Source organism: Chengkuizengella sediminis (genome assembly GCF_010078385.1).
GTDB lineage: Bacteria > Bacillota > Bacilli > Paenibacillales > KCTC-33759 > Chengkuizengella > Chengkuizengella sediminis.
Genome location: NZ_SIJC01000004.1, coordinates 289,482 through 305,911, shown reverse-complemented (window position 1 = coordinate 305,911; position 16,430 = coordinate 289,482). Strand labels below are relative to the sequence as shown.

The 16,430-nt window shown below is 35.9% G+C and carries 15 protein-coding genes and 1 other annotated feature; of the genes, 4 read left to right on the top strand and 11 right to left on the bottom strand.

Annotation, left to right across the window (positions count from 1 at the left end):
- Positions 1-29: 29 nt before the first annotated feature.
- The 3 genes from EPK97_RS10660 (at position 30) to EPK97_RS10650 (ending at position 3,447) form a co-directional block, all read left to right on the top strand.
- The gene (locus tag EPK97_RS10660) at positions 30-779 is read left to right on the top strand and encodes a DUF4097 family beta strand repeat-containing protein (RefSeq protein WP_162036600.1); all 750 of its coding nucleotides are present in this window, start codon (positions 30-32) and stop codon (positions 777-779) included.
- Positions 780-1,105: 326 nt separating this feature from the next.
- On the top strand, positions 1,106-1,681 hold the full coding sequence (locus EPK97_RS10655) for a TVP38/TMEM64 family protein (RefSeq protein ID WP_162036599.1): 576 nt from the start codon (positions 1,106-1,108) through the stop codon (positions 1,679-1,681).
- 222 nt (positions 1,682-1,903) lie between these two features.
- Positions 1,904-2,193: a binding site (T-box leader), on the top strand.
- 165 nt (positions 2,194-2,358) lie between these two features.
- Entirely contained in the window at positions 2,359-3,447 is a 1,089-nt protein-coding gene (locus EPK97_RS10650) for a bifunctional 3-deoxy-7-phosphoheptulonate synthase/chorismate mutase (protein ID WP_162036598.1), read from the top strand.
- A gap of 142 nt (positions 3,448-3,589) precedes the next feature.
- On the opposite strand, the gene EPK97_RS10645 is transcribed toward EPK97_RS10650, so the two are convergent.
- From EPK97_RS10645 to EPK97_RS10615, 7 genes are all read right to left on the bottom strand, one after another.
- Positions 3,590-4,048 (bottom strand): flavodoxin, encoded by a 459-nt coding sequence (locus EPK97_RS10645; RefSeq protein ID WP_162036597.1) that lies wholly within the window; start codon positions 4,046-4,048, stop codon positions 3,590-3,592.
- Between the two features lie 17 nt (positions 4,049-4,065).
- Positions 4,066-4,773: a Crp/Fnr family transcriptional regulator gene (locus tag EPK97_RS10640; protein ID WP_162036596.1), complete on the bottom strand. Its 708-nt coding sequence runs from the start codon at positions 4,771-4,773 to the stop codon at positions 4,066-4,068.
- 159 nt (positions 4,774-4,932) lie between these two features.
- On the bottom strand, positions 4,933-5,352 hold the full coding sequence (locus EPK97_RS10635; protein ID WP_162036595.1) for a hemerythrin domain-containing protein: 420 nt from the start codon (positions 5,350-5,352) through the stop codon (positions 4,933-4,935).
- 117 nt (positions 5,353-5,469) lie between these two features.
- Positions 5,470-6,195: a respiratory nitrate reductase subunit gamma gene (gene narI / locus EPK97_RS10630; RefSeq protein WP_162036594.1), complete on the bottom strand. Its 726-nt coding sequence runs from the start codon at positions 6,193-6,195 to the stop codon at positions 5,470-5,472.
- A gap of 11 nt (positions 6,196-6,206) precedes the next feature.
- On the bottom strand, positions 6,207-6,737 hold the full coding sequence (gene narJ / locus EPK97_RS10625) for a nitrate reductase molybdenum cofactor assembly chaperone (RefSeq protein ID WP_162036593.1): 531 nt from the start codon (positions 6,735-6,737) through the stop codon (positions 6,207-6,209).
- Positions 6,727-8,256, bottom strand: a complete 1,530-nt coding sequence (gene narH / locus EPK97_RS10620; RefSeq protein WP_162036592.1) for a nitrate reductase subunit beta — start codon at positions 8,254-8,256, stop codon at positions 6,727-6,729. Before narH ends, narJ begins: the two co-directional genes overlap by 11 nt.
- Complete coding sequence (locus tag EPK97_RS10615; protein WP_162036591.1) at positions 8,246-11,929, bottom strand: nitrate reductase subunit alpha; 3,684 nt, start codon at positions 11,927-11,929, stop codon at positions 8,246-8,248. The genes narH and EPK97_RS10615 overlap by 11 nt, the downstream gene beginning before the upstream one ends.
- Positions 11,930-12,186: 257 nt before the next feature.
- On the opposite strand from EPK97_RS10615, the gene EPK97_RS10610 reads away from it, so the two are divergent.
- On the top strand, positions 12,187-12,693 hold the full coding sequence (locus EPK97_RS10610) for an undecaprenyl-diphosphatase (protein ID WP_162036590.1): 507 nt from the start codon (positions 12,187-12,189) through the stop codon (positions 12,691-12,693).
- Here the strand turns inward: EPK97_RS10610 and EPK97_RS10605 are convergent.
- The 4 genes from EPK97_RS10605 to EPK97_RS10590 all read right to left on the bottom strand — a co-directional run bounded on the left by EPK97_RS10605 (position 12,674) and on the right by EPK97_RS10590 (position 16,429).
- Positions 12,674-12,850, bottom strand: a complete 177-nt coding sequence (locus EPK97_RS10605) for a FeoB-associated Cys-rich membrane protein (RefSeq protein WP_162036589.1) — start codon at positions 12,848-12,850, stop codon at positions 12,674-12,676. The two genes, EPK97_RS10610 and EPK97_RS10605, sit on opposite strands and share 20 nt — an antisense overlap.
- Before the next feature lie 15 nt (positions 12,851-12,865).
- The gene (feoB, locus tag EPK97_RS10600) at positions 12,866-14,869 is read right to left on the bottom strand and encodes a ferrous iron transport protein B (RefSeq protein WP_162036588.1); all 2,004 of its coding nucleotides are present in this window, start codon (positions 14,867-14,869) and stop codon (positions 12,866-12,868) included.
- Positions 14,866-15,093, bottom strand: a complete 228-nt coding sequence (locus EPK97_RS10595; RefSeq protein WP_162036587.1) for a FeoA family protein — start codon at positions 15,091-15,093, stop codon at positions 14,866-14,868. Before EPK97_RS10595 ends, feoB begins: the two co-directional genes overlap by 4 nt.
- 142 nt (positions 15,094-15,235) lie before the next feature.
- Positions 15,236-16,429 (bottom strand): nitrate/nitrite transporter, encoded by a 1,194-nt coding sequence (locus EPK97_RS10590; protein ID WP_205690249.1) that lies wholly within the window; start codon positions 16,427-16,429, stop codon positions 15,236-15,238.
- Between the last annotated feature and the right edge of the window lies 1 nt (position 16,430).

Genomic DNA, 16,430 nt, shown 5'->3' with positions numbered 1-16,430 from the left:
TCTTATAATGATAGGTGGAAAAAGTTTATATGAAAAAGATCATAATATTTGCAATTATTATGGGACTTATTGTTTTTGGTGGACTTTTTGTTTTTTCAAACGTGATTTCATTTTTTCAAGGAGATTCAGAGCTGAATTTGGTAGATTTTGAAATTGAAAAATCACTCTCAGTAGGAAATATCCACAATGTTCAAATTATCTCGCCTGTAGGAAAAGTTCAAATTGTTCAGTCTGGAGGAGATCAAATTCAAGCTCAACTAAAGGGGAAGACTACAAAAAAGACAGAAAACAACTATGAATTAGATGTTCAGGAGTCTGATGGTCAAGCTTATATAGAGGTGAAAAAATCTAAAGGGAATCTATTTGACTTGTATACTGAATATGATTTAATAGTGAAAGTGCCAGAAGCAGAGTTTGCAGTATTTCAAGTACAAACGGAGTCGGCAAGTATTGAAATGAAGAGTATAACATCTGACAAATATGTATTAAAAACAGTAACTGGAGATATGGATGTAAGTGTACTTCAAGGAGCTTTTGATGTTAGAACAGATACAGGTGAAATCTTATTGGAATTAGAGCAAATCAATGATGATATTGTTGGAAAATCAGTTACAGGCGATATTATTATAAAATCACAGAAATCTCCAGAAGCATTACAAATTGATTTTGATACGGATACAGGAAAAGAAATCATTGACTTACCAAGTTACTTGACAGGGAAAGGCCCCATCATTAAACTTTCTTCAAACACAGGTGATTTGGAATTAGTAAGTAATTAAAAATTGTTCAGTGTATAACGAACCAACCATTGTTAGCAAAACAATGGTTGGTTTTGTTATGCCTTTACAACCCATTATTAATAAACTAAGGTCGGATACACTTTGTTTTGTATATAAAGAACATATTATACTTTTAACAACAATTTTTAAATTATATTATTAATTTAAAGTGTTACAGCGTTTTGTTTAAACGCTTCGTTGTAATCTTATTTGTTGTTCGTTATAATAAAGTTCGTTGTCGCTGAAGTTTGTAATATAATTCAGTTGACGTATGTCTTCCCGCGATGAGGAGCGTTTTGTTTCATTAGACTTGAGAGTAAATCTAGTTGAAACATAGAAAGGAAAGAGTCATGTTGCAATTTGAAACAGCAGCAGAATGGCTCCGTGAATTTGGTGTGTGGGCTGTTCTAATAAGTATATTCATTAATATCATCATTGGTGTTGTTGGTGTATTGCCATCCCTTTTTCTGTCTGGTGCAAATGTGGTTGTTTTTGGTCCTGTTTATGGTTTTTTTGTATCGGTTATTGGAGAAACACTTGGAGCAGGAGCAGCCTATACAGTATATCGTTGGGGGTTAAGAAAGTGGAAAGGGGATTCGCTTTCTTGGAAATGGGTAAAGAAGTTGCGAGGAATCACTAGGAAGAAACAAGCGATTGTTTTATTATCAGCTAGACTTGCACCAATGGTACCATCAGGAGCTGCTACCTTTGCGGCTGCTGCTGTTCAAATGAGGTTTTTAGATTTCTTGTTAGTAACCCTTATTGGTAAAGTGCCAACCATATGGATTGAATCGATGATTGGGTATGATTTATTTTATATTCAAGAACGGTATGTAAATCTGATTGTGACGTTAAGTATGATCTTAATCATTTATATTCTATTGAAAAAAAAGGATAAATGAAATGGTAACAATCCATTTTAAATAATGATAGGTCTTTGCACATTTTTCTTGTATATGGAGAACTTATTACACTTTTAATCATTAATATTTGAAATGAAATATATTAAAAAACACTATCAGTTTAAAGCGGTAATGCTTTTTTGCATAAATACTTTAACTTAAATAGTTGTAATCTAAAATTGAATTCGTTATAATAGTTCCAATTACAATCTAATACAAAGGTTAAAGACGTTGAAGGAAAGAGTAAGCGGAAGATACGCCATACAGGGAGGGCAAGTCACAGACTGAAAGCATGCCTTGGAAAGTTGTCGCTGAAGTTCACTCCGGAGTCGAACTTTGAAAATTGAAACGGTGAAGGCCCGGGTCGAGTATTTTGAAATATCACTGTTTCATGAAAAGAAGTTATCGGTTTTCATACCGTTATCATGTTTAAGTGAAAAGCATTGATGTTGCAAAAAACTTTATACATCGTGTTTTTAATTAGGGTGGTACCGCGGTCTTTCGTCCCTTGAGGATGATAAGGCTTTTTTTGTATTCTGGAATCATTGTTCAACATTTAAATTGAAACCCGCATTAGTGCACTTTTGTGGGAACTATATTTTAAATTGTTATAAAAAGGAATGAATTAAGCTTTCTCTGTGAAAATTAATATAAAAAAATGATAAGGAGTGATATAAATGTCCAATATAGAATTAGATCATCTAAGGAAAGAAATGGATCAAATTAATAAAGAACTTTTAAAGTTAATTTCTAAACGTGCAGATATCGCAAAAGAGATTGGCGATATTAAAGAAAAACAGGGAGTGCCTAAATTTGACCCTGTACGTGAAAATAAAATGTTAGAACAGCTAATTTCTTTAAATGAAGGTCCATTTGAAGACGGAGCGATTCGTCATTTGTTCAAACAAATTTTTAAAGCTTCTTTGAATCTTCAATCTGAGGAGCATAAAAAACATTTATTGGTCAGCAGAAAGAAACAAGTAGAAGATACTGTGATCGAGCTTCAGGATGCTGTGATCGGAGGGAATGAATCCGTATTGATAGCTGGTCCATGTTCGGTTGAAAGTTACGAGCAGGTAAGAGAAGTAGGTGCTGCAATAAAAGCTGCGGGTGTACCTGTATTAAGAGGAGGAGCATTTAAGCCAAGGACTTCTCCATATGATTTCCAAGGGTTAGGTGTTGAGGGTCTGGAGATATTGAAAAAGGTAGGACAGGAATTTGGTCTAACTACAATAAGTGAGATCGTAGATCCTCGTCATATCGAAATGGCTTCTGATTATATTGATATTATCCAGATCGGTGCTCGTAATATGCATAACTTTGAACTATTAAAGGAAGCAGGAGAGTCCAACCTTCCAGTTTTACTTAAAAGAGGATTGTCAGCTACGATGGAAGAATTCCTGCATGCTGCAGAATATATTGTTTCCCGAGGAAATACACAAGTGATGTTAATTGAACGTGGCATAAGAACTTACGAAAAATGGACACGAAATACGTTAGATATTTCTGCTGTACCTATTTTGAAACAAGAAAGTCATTTACCTGTGTTAGTAGATGTAACTCACTCAGCGGGTCGAAAAGACATTTTGCTGCCATGTGCGAAAGCTGCTTTAGCTGCCGGTGCAGACGGTGTGATGGTAGAAGTACATCCTGATCCATCTACTGCTTTATCTGATTCACAGCAGCAGTTGGATATTCCACAGTTTGAGGATTTCTTTAAAGAGCTTAAAGCCTCCGGACTATATAAATCAACTGTTAAGGTCTAATTTGATAAAAAATTGAATGAAACACCCAAGTGGGGTATATGATACAAAAGAAAGAAGGTTTGCTGCAAAGGTGGAGCAAACCTTCTTTTTAAATATATTTGAAACTATATTATAGGTATTATGGATTGATTGGAATGTCTTGTTACTTCTGTGGGTTTAATAACTGTAGTATAAATTGATTTGCAAAATGAGTGCATTCCTCAAAGGATTGTTCATCTGGCATACCGTCTACTTTTAGACCCTGTACCGAGATGGAAGCTCCTAGTTCTTTTAATTTATTCGTTAATATATCAACCGCTGCACCATACTCGGGATAAGAAGAATCACAAGAACCGAATACAGCTCCTATTTTATGATCTAAATTTAGTTCATCCATTTCATCATAGAAATCTAAAAATTCATCTGGAAGCTCTCCATCACCCCATGTGTAACTGCCTAAAATAATACCGTCATAATCAAGTAAATCTGAAGTGTTTGCATCGTCAACCATTTTTACTTCTAATAAAATATCCTGTTCATTTAAAACTTCTTCAATTTTTTCTGCCATTTCCTCGGTATTTCCTGACATACTTGCATAGATCATGATGATTTTAGTAGTCATATTCATTCTCCTTTCCCTTATTTAGTATCTTCTGTAAAGGAAATTAGTTTTTCAATGTTTAAAATGGAAACAACTCTTTGACCAGTTAGCTTGATCCACCCTCGTTCTTGAAAAGCAGATAGTTTTCTGCTAATTGTTTCTTGAGTTGTTCCAATTAAGGAAGCAAAGTCACCTTTACTCATTGGGAGAGTCACAATGTTGGAATTTTGTTTTTTGTTTAGATCAATTAATACAGAAGCAATACGTGTTTCCACATCAGCGCTACCTAATTGTTGGATTAATTGATCCGCATTCGTTAATCTTTTAGAGAACTCCTCAAGTATTTTAAGAGCAATTGAAGGTTTCCTTACAATCAATTTTTGAAGGTCTGACTTTTGAATAACACATACTTCAGTTTTTTCTGTTGCCTCAGCATAATTTTGTGTTAAAGATTCATTAAAAAGAGTAAGTTCACCCATAAACTCTTTCGCCTCTAATATTCGTAAAATTTGCTCACGTCCTGAATCGGATAGGCGATATATTTTCACTCTGCCAGTATGGATAATAAATAATTCGTTTAAAGAAGAGTTTGCTGAAAAGATGACTTCACCTTTTTTAAAAGTTCTACTTTGGATTAGGAAAGCAATTTCTCTCATCTCTTCTTGATTTAAATGATTGAAAATTGGAACTTTGGAAACACAAAGTTCATATTCACCGTTTTGGTTAGGATAATGATGACACTTCATAAGCAAACTCTCCTTGGGACAAGTGGGTGTCTTACCATTACATCATACAATAAAATTTGCATTAAAACTTTGACGAAGATCAAATTTATATATAATCAAAAATAAAAAACGCTCCCTTTTTGAGAGCGAAACTGTAAGAAAATTTTATGTTTGAAGATTTCAATGATCAGAAAGCAGGTACTTCTCTTCTTCTCGATTATGTATTTGCATAAGTAGTTGCATTGCTTTAAAACGATCGATTACATCTGTATGCGTTTCATCTCGAGGGATTAGCTGCTTAATTTCTTTTAGTAAAATTCGTAGCAACTCGTGATCCCGTTTCAACATATTTATTTTCTCTAATAAGTCAGGCTTTTGATCTAATTTTTCTTGATAAAAACCTTCTTCCTCAGCGTCAGCATGAGCGATAGCACGAGTTTCCCAATGTTCTGTAAGTTCATCTGTAACCATACGAGCTTGTTTAATTTGATTGTTGTTATACAATTCTAAAAATTTTTCCATTAAATTTCTGCCTTCAGAAATCACTCCATCGTGAATAGATCGATGAGCGTTCAGTTTTTTTAATGCAGGTCCTGACATATAATCACCTTTTTCTTTTCTCAGCTAAAGCTTATTATATACATCGTTTTATTTCTTCTGCCCCCGAAAAGTGGTCGGTGCATACTTCAGTATTGATCTTCACTTTTTGGGCTATTCTCAGAGCTTCTCTTCACTTTTTTGGGTTCTCTTCAAAGCCTTTCTAGGGTTCATCTTTCTAAAAACAACATATTTTCTATTTAAATAGGTGAGAGGAATGCTCCACACGTGTACCAAACGAGTAAATGGCCACATGGCAAACAAAACAAGGGCAGCTAAGATATGTAACTTGAATCCGATTGGTGCTGTGATCATAAGTTCAGGTAAAGGTCTAAATGTGAGAACACCTCGGAACCAGGGTCCAATATTTTCGCGGTAATCAAATGTTCCGCCTGTGGCTGTATATCCTATCGTATTGGTAAAACCGAGCAAGACAACAACACCTAACATGATAAGCGCAATGAAATCACTTTTACTGCTATTTTTATAAATTCGTTTTACGGTAACACGGCGTATTGTTAGAAGAAAACCTCCAATAACGACCATAATGCCTGCTGCTCCTCCAAACCAAACTGCACCAAAATGATACATTTCCTCCGTTATCCCTATTTGTTCATAAAAACCTTTTGGTATCAGTACTCCCCCAACGTGTCCAAAAAAAACAAAAATAATCCCCCAGTGAAACAATAAACTTCCCCATCTAAGAAACCTTTTTTCTAAAAATTCACTGGACTTTGCAGACCATCCGAACTGATCGGTATTATAACGATAAATGTGACCTACTACAAAAATGGTTAACATCAAATAAGGGAAAATCACCCAAAAAAATTGATCAGATAAACTCATTTAAATACCTCCTACGATGCTTTACTTTGTTTGATATAGTTATCAATGGCATGTTTGCATATCTCTAATAGGTTTAAATACGGGCTATTTAACTTTTCAAGCTCAATATGAAGAAGGTCGATTGCTTTGCGATGTATTTTAAATAGTTTGCTGGCATTCTCTCTCGGTGCTTCGGATGCAAACTCTAATATAAGTGGAAGGTAGTCAGGCAATTCTTCCTTTTCTAAAATGAATCCTGCCTCTGCAAATTCCTGTTTTAGTTTGACAAATGCGGGGCCCCGTTCACGATTATCCCCAAATATAATGTAGGTTAAATAAAGCGTTGTTTTTTCATTGAAATCAAAGACGTTCACATAGGTTTTCCAAAGTTCATCCATGGTATTTTTATTAATATACGACAAGAATTCTGAAAAACGTTCTTTAATCTTAGGGTCTTTTAATAAAGAGATCTCGTCGGTTATTTCTTTATTATTTTTCCATTCATATTCGGGATATTGTAAAAGGATTGAAACTAATTTAAAAATTTTTTGATTATTTTCCATCCATCTCACTCCAATACTTTTCACCAAATTGATACTGCTCTTCTTTTTCACTACCACAGCTGCAATTAGAACAACCTTCACTAAAATCGTAACCAGTGGTCCCTTGTCCTTCAAACATATCCGCGGCTTGTTCACGATGTGAAGGAGGGATGACATAACGATCCTCATATTTGGCTATCGCTGATAGTTCGTACATTTCTTTAACCGTTTTTTCTGTAAGTCCGACTCTTTCTAATAAACGGATGTCATTTTTCTTACCTAGATTTACGTTACGCATATAACTTCTCATGGCGACCATCTTTTTTAATGCATTTTTGACGACTTCTGTGTCACCTGCTGCTAATAAATTTGCCAGATATTCAATGGGTATTCTTAATTGATCAATCGTTGGAAAAATAATATTTGGATCTAGTACATCCTGTTGTCCTTCAAAGGCACCCATAATGGGGCTGAGTGGAGGAACATACCAAACCATAGGTAAAGTACGATATTCCGGGTGTAGTGGAAGTGCGATTTTCTGTTCAACAGCCATTTTATATATCGGTGAACGCTGTGCTGCTTCAATCCAATCTTCGCTAATACCATCTATCTTTGCTTGTTTGATGATTTCTGGATCATTTGGATTTAGGAAAATACCTAATTGAGCTTCGTAGACATCTTTATCATCTGGAACCGAAGCAGCAGCTTCTACACGATCAGCATCATATAACACTAAACCAATGTATCGAATGCGACCTACACATGTCTCTGAACAAATCGTTGATAAACCAGCTTCAATTCTAGGAAAACAAAAAGTACATTTTTCAGCTTTTTGAGTTTTCCAATTGAAATATACTTTTTTATAGGGGCACCCTGTCATACAAAAACGCCAGCTGCGACATGAGTCTTGATCGACTAATACGATCCCATCTTCATCCCGTTTGTAAATGGAACCTGAAGGACAAGATGAAACACATGGCGGATTAATGCAATGCTCACATATACGAGGGAGATACATCATAAAGGTTTGTTCAAATTCCATGCGCACCTGTTCTTCCATATTCATCACATTCGGATCTCTCAATCCTGTTTCATGTACACCCGCAAGATCATCCTCCCAATTGGGTCCCCATTTAATATCCATATATTCGCCAGTTAATTGAGATTTCGGTCTTGCTACAGGTTGGTGTTCCTGCTGAGGACTATTGATTAATTTTTCATAATCGTAAGTCCACGGTTCATAATATTCATCAATAGGTGTCATATCTGGATTGTGAAAAAGGTTCAATAATTTGTTGGCGCGACCACCAGCCTTTAATTCTAGTTTTCCGTTTTTTAAAACCCAACCCCCTTTGTGAGTTTCTTGATTCTCCCATTCTTTTGGATAACCAATACCGGGTTTTGTCTCAACATTATTCCACCACATATATTCAGCACCTGGCCGATTGGTCCAAGTATTATTACAGGTCACACTGCAAGTATGACAACCGATGCATTTATCTAAATTCATTACCATGCCAAATTGTGCTTTAATTTTCAAGCCAGTCTACCTCACTTTCTTTCAGTTTACGTATAATGACCTTCTCATCCCGTTGATTTCCAGTAGGACCATAATAATTAAATCCATAACTTAATTGTGCGTATCCTCCGATCATTTGGGTTGGTTTTACATGGATTTTTGTTGGACTATTAAAAGTACCCCCACGTAGTTTGGTTGTTGGAGAACCTGGCACATTGATGGTGCGATCTTGTACATGGTACATAAAAGCCACACCTCTAGGCAGTCGATGACTGACAACGGAACGAGCAACAACAACCCCGTTGCGATTGTACATCTCTAACCATTCGTTATCTTTAATGCCCACTTGTTCAGCATCTTCATTATTCATCCATACATGAGGTCCGCCTCTAAATAACGTAAGCATAGGTAATGTATCTCCATATGTACTGTGATACGACCATTTGAAATGAGGTGTCAAATAACGTAAGGTGATTTCTTTTCCAATTGTGTTTGGACGATGATCCGTATCATAAAATGCAGCTTTTCGTAATGGAGGTTTAAATATGGGTAACTCCTCACCGAATTCAATCATCATTTCATGATCTAAATAAAAACTTTGTCGTCCTGTTAATGTACGCCAAGGAATCATTCGTTCAACATTCGTTGTGAAAGGGGAGTAACGTCTATTTCCTGTTTCTGTTCCGCTAAAAACAGGAGAAGTAATGACTTTTCTTGGCTGAGCAGTAATTTCGCTAAAAGACATATGTTCTTCCGCTCTTTCTTGTGCTAAATCCTGTAGTTTTAAGTTTGTTTTCTTTTCAAGAGCTTCCCAGGCTTTCATTGCTAGTGAGCCGTTTGTTGTACTGGATAAAGTTAAAATGGTTTCCGCTACATTTTTATCAGTATAAAGACTAGGGTAATCTTCGTTATACTCATCCTCATCCACAGTTCCATTAATGCCTTTTAATTTTTCGTACTCTTCCTTCGCATCCCAGCTGATGCCTTTAGCTCCGATCGCATCTTTGATTTTAGAACCAAGTGCAATCATCTTTTTGTACACAGCTGGATAATCTCTCTCTACAATATGGAGTCTAGGTAAATTCACACCAGGAATCGGCTCTACATTGTCTTTTTTCCAATCGGGAATCTGACCGAATGGTTGTGAGATCTCATCAGGTGTATCGTGTAATAAAGGTGTAGCTACGACATCTGTTTTTGGTTCATTTAAGTATTTTGATGCTAACTCTGAGAATGTTTTAGCTAATTTTTTAAAAGTATCCCAATCTGATCGAGTTTCCCATGGTGCTGCAATGGCAGGATTAAATGGGTGAACAAATGGATGCATGTCTGTACTGCTAATATCGTATTTTTCATACCATGTTGCAGCAGGTAAAACGATATCCGAGTATAATCCTGTGCCTGTCATTCGGAAATCAATATTCACTAACAGGTCTAACTTACCTTGTGGAGACTTTTCATCCCAGTGGACTTCACTTGTGCGTAGATCTGAATTCTCCTCACTTAAATTACCATGATGTGTTCCTAACAAATATTTAAGGAAATATTCGTGACCTTTTGCAGAGCTTCCGAGTAGATTAGCTCTCCACACAAACATCGTTTTTGGAAAATTAGCAGGATTTTCGGGATTTTCAATAGCGAATTTTAACTTTCCTTCTTTTAGTTGATCGACGACATATTGAATGACCTGTTCTTTAGATTTGGTCCCAGCTTCTTCAACCAAATCCAAGCTATTTCGATCAAACTGTGGATAGGAAGGGAGCCACCCTAATCGTGCCGCCAATATATTATAATCAGCATTATGCTGGTAACGAGGCTGTTTAATCAATGGTGATGTTAACTCACTAACAGGTGCTTCTTCATATCTCCATTGTTCCGTTGCAAAATAGAAGAAAGAGGTTCCATTTTGCATACGGGGTGGACCGCCCCAATCTCTAGCAAAAGCGACGGATTGCCAACCTTCTAATGGACGTACTTTTTCCTGTCCAACATAATGAGCCCATCCTCCACCATTTACTCCTTGTGATCCAGTTAAAAGAACAAGGTTTAATACCGTACGGTAAATCGTGTCAGAGTGATACCAGTGATTAATTCCTGATCCCATCACAATCATTGAGCGACCCTTTGTATCTATCGCATTTTGCGCAAATTCTCTTGCAATTTGAGCGACTACCTTCCGATCTACACCTGTAATTGCTTCTTGCCAAGCAGGGGTGAATGGTTTTGGATCATCATAATCTTTTGGATAATCCCCAGGTAAATTGCGGTCTACACCCGTATTAGCCAGTAATAAATCAAAAACGGTAGTTACATAGATGGTTTCATCTTTTTGTTGAATGGTTTTAACAGGTACGGATCGGTTTAATATGGATTTATTTTCTTCATCAAAATATGGAACAGACAGATTTACAATTTTGTCTTCTTTTCCAAGCAATGATAGGCAAGGTTCAATTTCATTTAAGTTTTGTTCCTCATCATTTAAATGAAGGTTCCAAGTTCCTTTTCCTTCCCATCGGTGTCCAATGCTTCCATTGGGTACAGCTAGCACATTCGTTTTTTCATCAAAAACTACCGTTTTCCACTCTGCTTTATTCATAGGCATACCCAAATCGCTAGCTCTTAAAAAACGATCGGCAATAAACTGTCCATCCTGTTTCTTTAATTTAATCAAGTATGGTAAATCAGTATATTTTTTAACATATTGCTTAAAATATTCGGTTTCATTGTCTACATAAAACTCTTTCAAAATGACATGGGTCATTGCCATTGCTAGTGCTCCGTCCATACCAGGATTCACAGCTAACCAGTTATCAGCAAATTTAACAAACTCCGCATAATCAGGACTCACAGCAACGACCTTCGCTCCCCGATAACGCGCTTCTACCATAAAGTGTGAATCAGGTGTTCTGGTTTGAGGTAAATTTGATCCCCATACTAATAAATACCCAGCATTATACCAATCAGAACTTTCAGGTACATCGGTTTGTTCACCCCAAATTTGTGGAGAAGCGGGGGGAAGGTCTGCGTACCAATCGTAAAAACTTAACAATGGTGAACCTAATAGAGATAAAAAACGGCTTCCAGCGGCGTAACTAACCATGGACATGGCTGGTATAGGAGAAAATCCTAGGATGCGATCCGGACCATATTTCTCAATGGTATGGATTAACGAAGCAGATATGATCGTGTTGACTTCATCCCAAGAAGCACGTACTAATCCACCTTTACCTCTGGCTGTTTTATATGCCATCGCCTTTTCAGGATTTTCGACAATACTTTTCCAAGCAGCAACTGGGTTCTTTTCTTTTTCTAAAGCTGCTCTCCAAAGTTGTAACAGCGCACCACGAATATATGGATAACGCACTCGCAAAGGGCTGTATGTATACCATGAAAAACTAGCTCCTCTTGGACATCCTCTTGGTTCGTACTCTGGCATATCAGGACCTGTTGTAGGATAATCAGTTTGCTGCGTTTCCCATGTAATAATTCCATCCTTTACATGGATTTTCCAACTGCATGATCCTGTGCAATTAACACCATGAGTGGAACGGACAACTTTATCATGCTGCCAACGTCTTCGATATACTTTTTCTGATTCTCGATCATTGGGGGAAAGTTCGCTATATTCGTTAAGTTTTTGAGAGCGACCAAAAAAACTTAGTTTTTTCATGAGAGGAGATATTTTTTTACTCATGGGTGCTCCTTTCGGGATATAAAAATTAGGTTCCATATATCATTTACTGTTATTTCCTGTTCGAGGATATTTATGCAAACCAAAAAAAAACGAGGAAGTTCCCTCGTATTTTGACTTGAAAAAGATTTTACATTTCATTCATACTTATTCAAATGATTTTCGAATAATAAGGACTTTTTTCTTGGATTCTATATATTACATGTTTTTCATATAGGGGGGAATAGTACAAATATCTAAAAAGTTAGGAGATCTTTTTTATGGATAATAAAATATCTAGGAATATAAAAACAGGGTGTTATTCTCTAACGGATGTTCTGATGATACTAATTTCAAATAAGGTTCGTTATGTGTTTATTTTTCTTTTAGGTTTCATGTGGTTTCGAAACAATTCCGATAAAAAAATGGTTAAAAATGCTGTGAAATCTTTAACAGTTGCTTTATTGATTAATTCTTTAATAAAATTATTTTATTATAAACCGCGACCGTTTATGAAACGTCGTGTTCGTATACTTATTCCCTCAAAGATGGATTCTTCATTTCCTAGTAAACACACCTTACTTGTGTTTGCCATATCTACTACCGTTATTCTTTGCAAACGTCTCCTTGGATTAATTATGTTAGGACTATCTGTGTTAACGGGAATATCACGGATTTGGGTAGGGCATCATTACCCTTCTGATATTATTGGGAGTGCTATTATAGGAAGCTTAATAGGTATCGTGATTGAAAAAATGTCACGTTTCTTTAATTTTTTCTATAGATAGGAGTCTCCTTTTTTTCATATTCATCGCATTGAATTTGGCAAGTTTTGCTTAACTCACAGCTTGCGCATTTCCCTTTTTTGCTCTTTTTAAAAAACTTAAAAAGTGTCCACCCAGCATAGCCAAAAATAAGAGCTATGAAAACGTAATTTATAAACAACTCAGTCAACTCCTATCACAATCCTATGAATTTCCCACCTTGATAAATCAAAAAGCTTAAAACATACGCAATGAAAAAGCTAATGAAGACTGAAAAAGCCATCCATTTTTTAGAGTTTAATTCTTTTTGAATCACAACAACAGTAGCCAAACAAGGCACGTATAATAAGACAAAAACCATAAAACTAAATGCTGAAAGAGGGGTGAATTGTGTCGCCATAAAGGCTTGTAGGTTCGCTTCAGGTACAAAATATATAATACTCATCGTTGAAATGATGACTTCTTTTGCTAAAAAGCCTGTTAGAAGTCCTGCCCCTGCTTGCCAAGTGCCAAAGCCTAGCGGAGCTAGAAGTGGAGCAATGATTCCACCTATCATGGCTAGAAAACTTTCATTCATAGGAACATCAAATCCAGATGGACCAGAATAAGACAGGAACCATATGAGAACAGATCCACCAAAAATGATAGTCCCTGCTTTTCGAATAAACCCTTTCCCTTTATCCCAGGTACTTCTAAACAAGGTTCGTATTTGAGGTACACGATAGGGAGGCAATTCAATGATAAAAACAGATGTTTCATTCTTTAATAATACAGAAGAAAAAATTCTAGCTAAAATAAGTGCAATGATAATACCTAGCACATATAGGGATAAAACGACAAATGCTTGATATTTTGCAAAAAAAGCACCTACAAATAAAGCATAAACTGGTAATCTAGCAGAGCATGACATAAAAGGGGTTAATAGAGTAGTTAATAAGCGTTCTTTTGGCTGTTCAATTGTTCTTGCAGCCATGACACCAGGCACATTACAACCAAATCCAATAATCATGGGAATGAAGGCTTTTCCGTTTAATCCCACTTTTTCCATCAGTTTATCCATAACCATAGCGACACGTGCCATATAACCTGAATCTTCTAGTAATGAAATAGCAAAAAATAAAATAAAAATTTGCGGAACAAAAACAAGTACCCCGCCGACACCCGCAATGATTCCATCTATAACAAGGGATTCCAAAAATGCTGATGCTCCAATTCCGCCCAGTAAAACCATGATCCAGTTTGTTAACGATCCAGATATAAATCCATCTAAAATATCTGCTAGTGGAAAACCTAGCCAATCAAACGTTAACATAAACGTGATGTACATTAAGACCAAAAATATTGGAATACCTAAAACTTTATTTGTGACAACGGTATCTATTCGATCCGTTAAGGTAAGTTTAGACGTTTTTGTTTTTACTAGAATTTGTGAAGTGATTTTTTGTATATGTTGGTGCCGTTTATAATGAATGAATTTAGTTAATGAACCGCATGATTCTGTTGTAGTCAATTGTTTTTCAGTGTCCAAATATAGTTCTTGTAATTGAATTTCAGGAATGAATGATTGAAGATATTTTTTCACCTGTTCATTACCTTCGAAATATTGTATGGCCAACCAGCGTTTTGAGATATTTAAATCGGATGGCAATAATTTTGATAATTCATCTATTTTATTTTCAAGAATACGTCCATAATCTATTTTAAAAGATTCTATCTTATTACTAGTGTTAGAATCAAGACCGTTAAGTAATTCTTTACACCCTTTCCCATTACGAGCGATAATAGGGTGGATAGGGACTTCAAGTAACTCTGATAGTTTTGTTTCATTTATCTGAATCCCACGCTGATTTGAAACATCTATCATATTTAAACCGATGATCATTGGTTTTCCGAACTCTAGCAATTGTATCGTCAAATGTAAGTTTCTTTCTAACTGAGAAGCATCAATGATATTTAATATTTTTGAGAATTTATCGTTTAATAGAAATAAAGTAGCAACATCTTCATCACTTGAAAGAGGCTTCATTGAATAAATACCTGGCAGATCAATTAGATGGTGCTTTTTGTTTCTAAGTAAACCAACCTTTTTTTCTACTGTAACCCCAGTCCAATTTCCAACATATTCATATGATCCTGTTAGATGATTAAACAATGATGTTTTTCCTGTGTTTGGATTCCCAAATAATGCTATTTCACTCATAACTGTTCCACTCGAATCCGAGAAGCTTCGTTACGCCTAATACTAATATTTTGACCATGAGATTCAAGAAATAATGGTCCGCCAAAAGGCATACTACGTTTAGTAACTACTTGGGCACCTTCTATCATACCCATATCGATTAAACGTTGTTGTACAAGATGGTTCACTTTTGATAAGTCCGTTATGATAGCTTTATCACCTTGTTTGAGTTCTGTAAGTTTCAAATTGACCACTCCTAAAATCTCTATGGTAATGAAAATCATTCTCAATTAAATCGTAACAAAATGATAAATATATTGTCAATCCATAAATGAGTGTTTTATTGTTACAAATCATTGAACATTTTTGATGTTAAAATAGTGTAACTCACTGTTTAGGTTTTGATATTATGCTTTGTATAGATTTTTGCATATAAATCATAAATAAAATTGAGATCAAAATTGTAGCTGAGACCCACCAAAATCCATAAGCATACGTACCAGTCCATTCTTTAAAACTTCCTAGAATGTTAGGAAGGAAGAAGCCACCTACTCCTCCAGCAGCACCAACAAAACCAGTGACAAGTCCAACTTCTTTGGGGAATTGAACAGGAATAACTTGGAATAATGCACCGTTTGCTGTTCCTAGAAAAACTAAAGTTAAAAATAACATCGTAAAAGAAATATATAAAGGTAGTAACATACCTACAATGAATAAAGTGATCATTGCACCACTAAATAAAAATATAAGCAGTCGCAAACCACCATATTTATCTGCTAATAAGCCGCCAATAGGACGAACAAAACTGCCTGCAAATACACATATGGTAACAAAATCACCTGCTGTGACTTTACTTACTCCATATTGATCATAAAAAAAGATCGTTAAATAACTCGTTAAACCAACAAATCCCCCAAAAGATAAACTATAAAAGAAGCTGAATAACCATGTGTTTTTATGTTTAATAACTTGTTTATATTCTGACATTTTTGTCGGTCTCACAGCATCTGTGTTTTCTTTTGCGAACACTATGAAGACAATGAACGCAATAATTAGTGGTATAAGCGCAATGCCAAATACACTATGCCAACCATAAGCTTCTGCAATACGAGGACCAAATAACGTAGCTAGTACTGTACCACTATTCCCAGCTCCAGCTATTCCCATGGCTAAACCTTGATGTTCTTTTGGGTACCATCGACTTGCTAAAGGAAGTGCCACAGCAAAGCTAGCACCAGCAATTCCTAAAAGAAAACCTAGAGCATAAATTTGCGGTAAATTGTCTGCAAGTAACCATCCCCAAAAAAGTGGGATCATCGTTAAGATCATGCCTATCATTCCCATGCGTTTCCCACCAAATCGGTCTGCTAACAATCCCATGGGTATACGTAATAATGCACCGCCTAAAACGGGGATTCCAACCATCATGCCCTTTTGAAAATCAGTCAAACCCAAATCTTCAACAATAAATGTACCAGTTGGTCCTAGAATAACCCAGATCATAAAACTAATGTCGAAATACAAAAAGGAAGCAAAAAGGGTTGGGGTATGCCCCGTTTTAAAAAAGTTCTTAATGCTCAAA

Bases quoted from the DNA above. Each gene is read 5' to 3' on its own strand.
- EPK97_RS10660 (WP_162036600.1), top strand. From the start codon at position 30: ATGAAAAAGATCATAATATTTGCAATTATTATGGGACTTATTGTTTTT.
- EPK97_RS10650 (WP_162036598.1), top strand. From the start codon at position 2,359: ATGTCCAATATAGAATTAGATCATCTAAGGAAAGAAATGGATCAAATT.
- EPK97_RS10645 (WP_162036597.1), bottom strand. From the start codon at position 4,048: ATGACTACTAAAATCATCATGATCTATGCAAGTATGTCAGGAAATACC.
- EPK97_RS10640 (WP_162036596.1), bottom strand. From the start codon at position 4,773: ATGAAGTGTCATCATTATCCTAACCAAAACGGTGAATATGAACTTTGT.
- EPK97_RS10635 (WP_162036595.1), bottom strand. From the start codon at position 5,352: ATGTCAGGACCTGCATTAAAAAAACTGAACGCTCATCGATCTATTCAC.
- narI (WP_162036594.1), bottom strand. From the start codon at position 6,195: ATGAGTTTATCTGATCAATTTTTTTGGGTGATTTTCCCTTATTTGATG.
- narJ (WP_162036593.1), bottom strand. From the start codon at position 6,737: ATGGAAAATAATCAAAAAATTTTTAAATTAGTTTCAATCCTTTTACAA.
- EPK97_RS10615 (WP_162036591.1), bottom strand. From the start codon at position 11,929: ATGAGTAAAAAAATATCTCCTCTCATGAAAAAACTAAGTTTTTTTGGT.
- EPK97_RS10610 (WP_162036590.1), top strand. From the start codon at position 12,187: ATGGATAATAAAATATCTAGGAATATAAAAACAGGGTGTTATTCTCTA.
- feoB (WP_162036588.1), bottom strand. From the start codon at position 14,869: ATGAGTGAAATAGCATTATTTGGGAATCCAAACACAGGAAAAACATCA.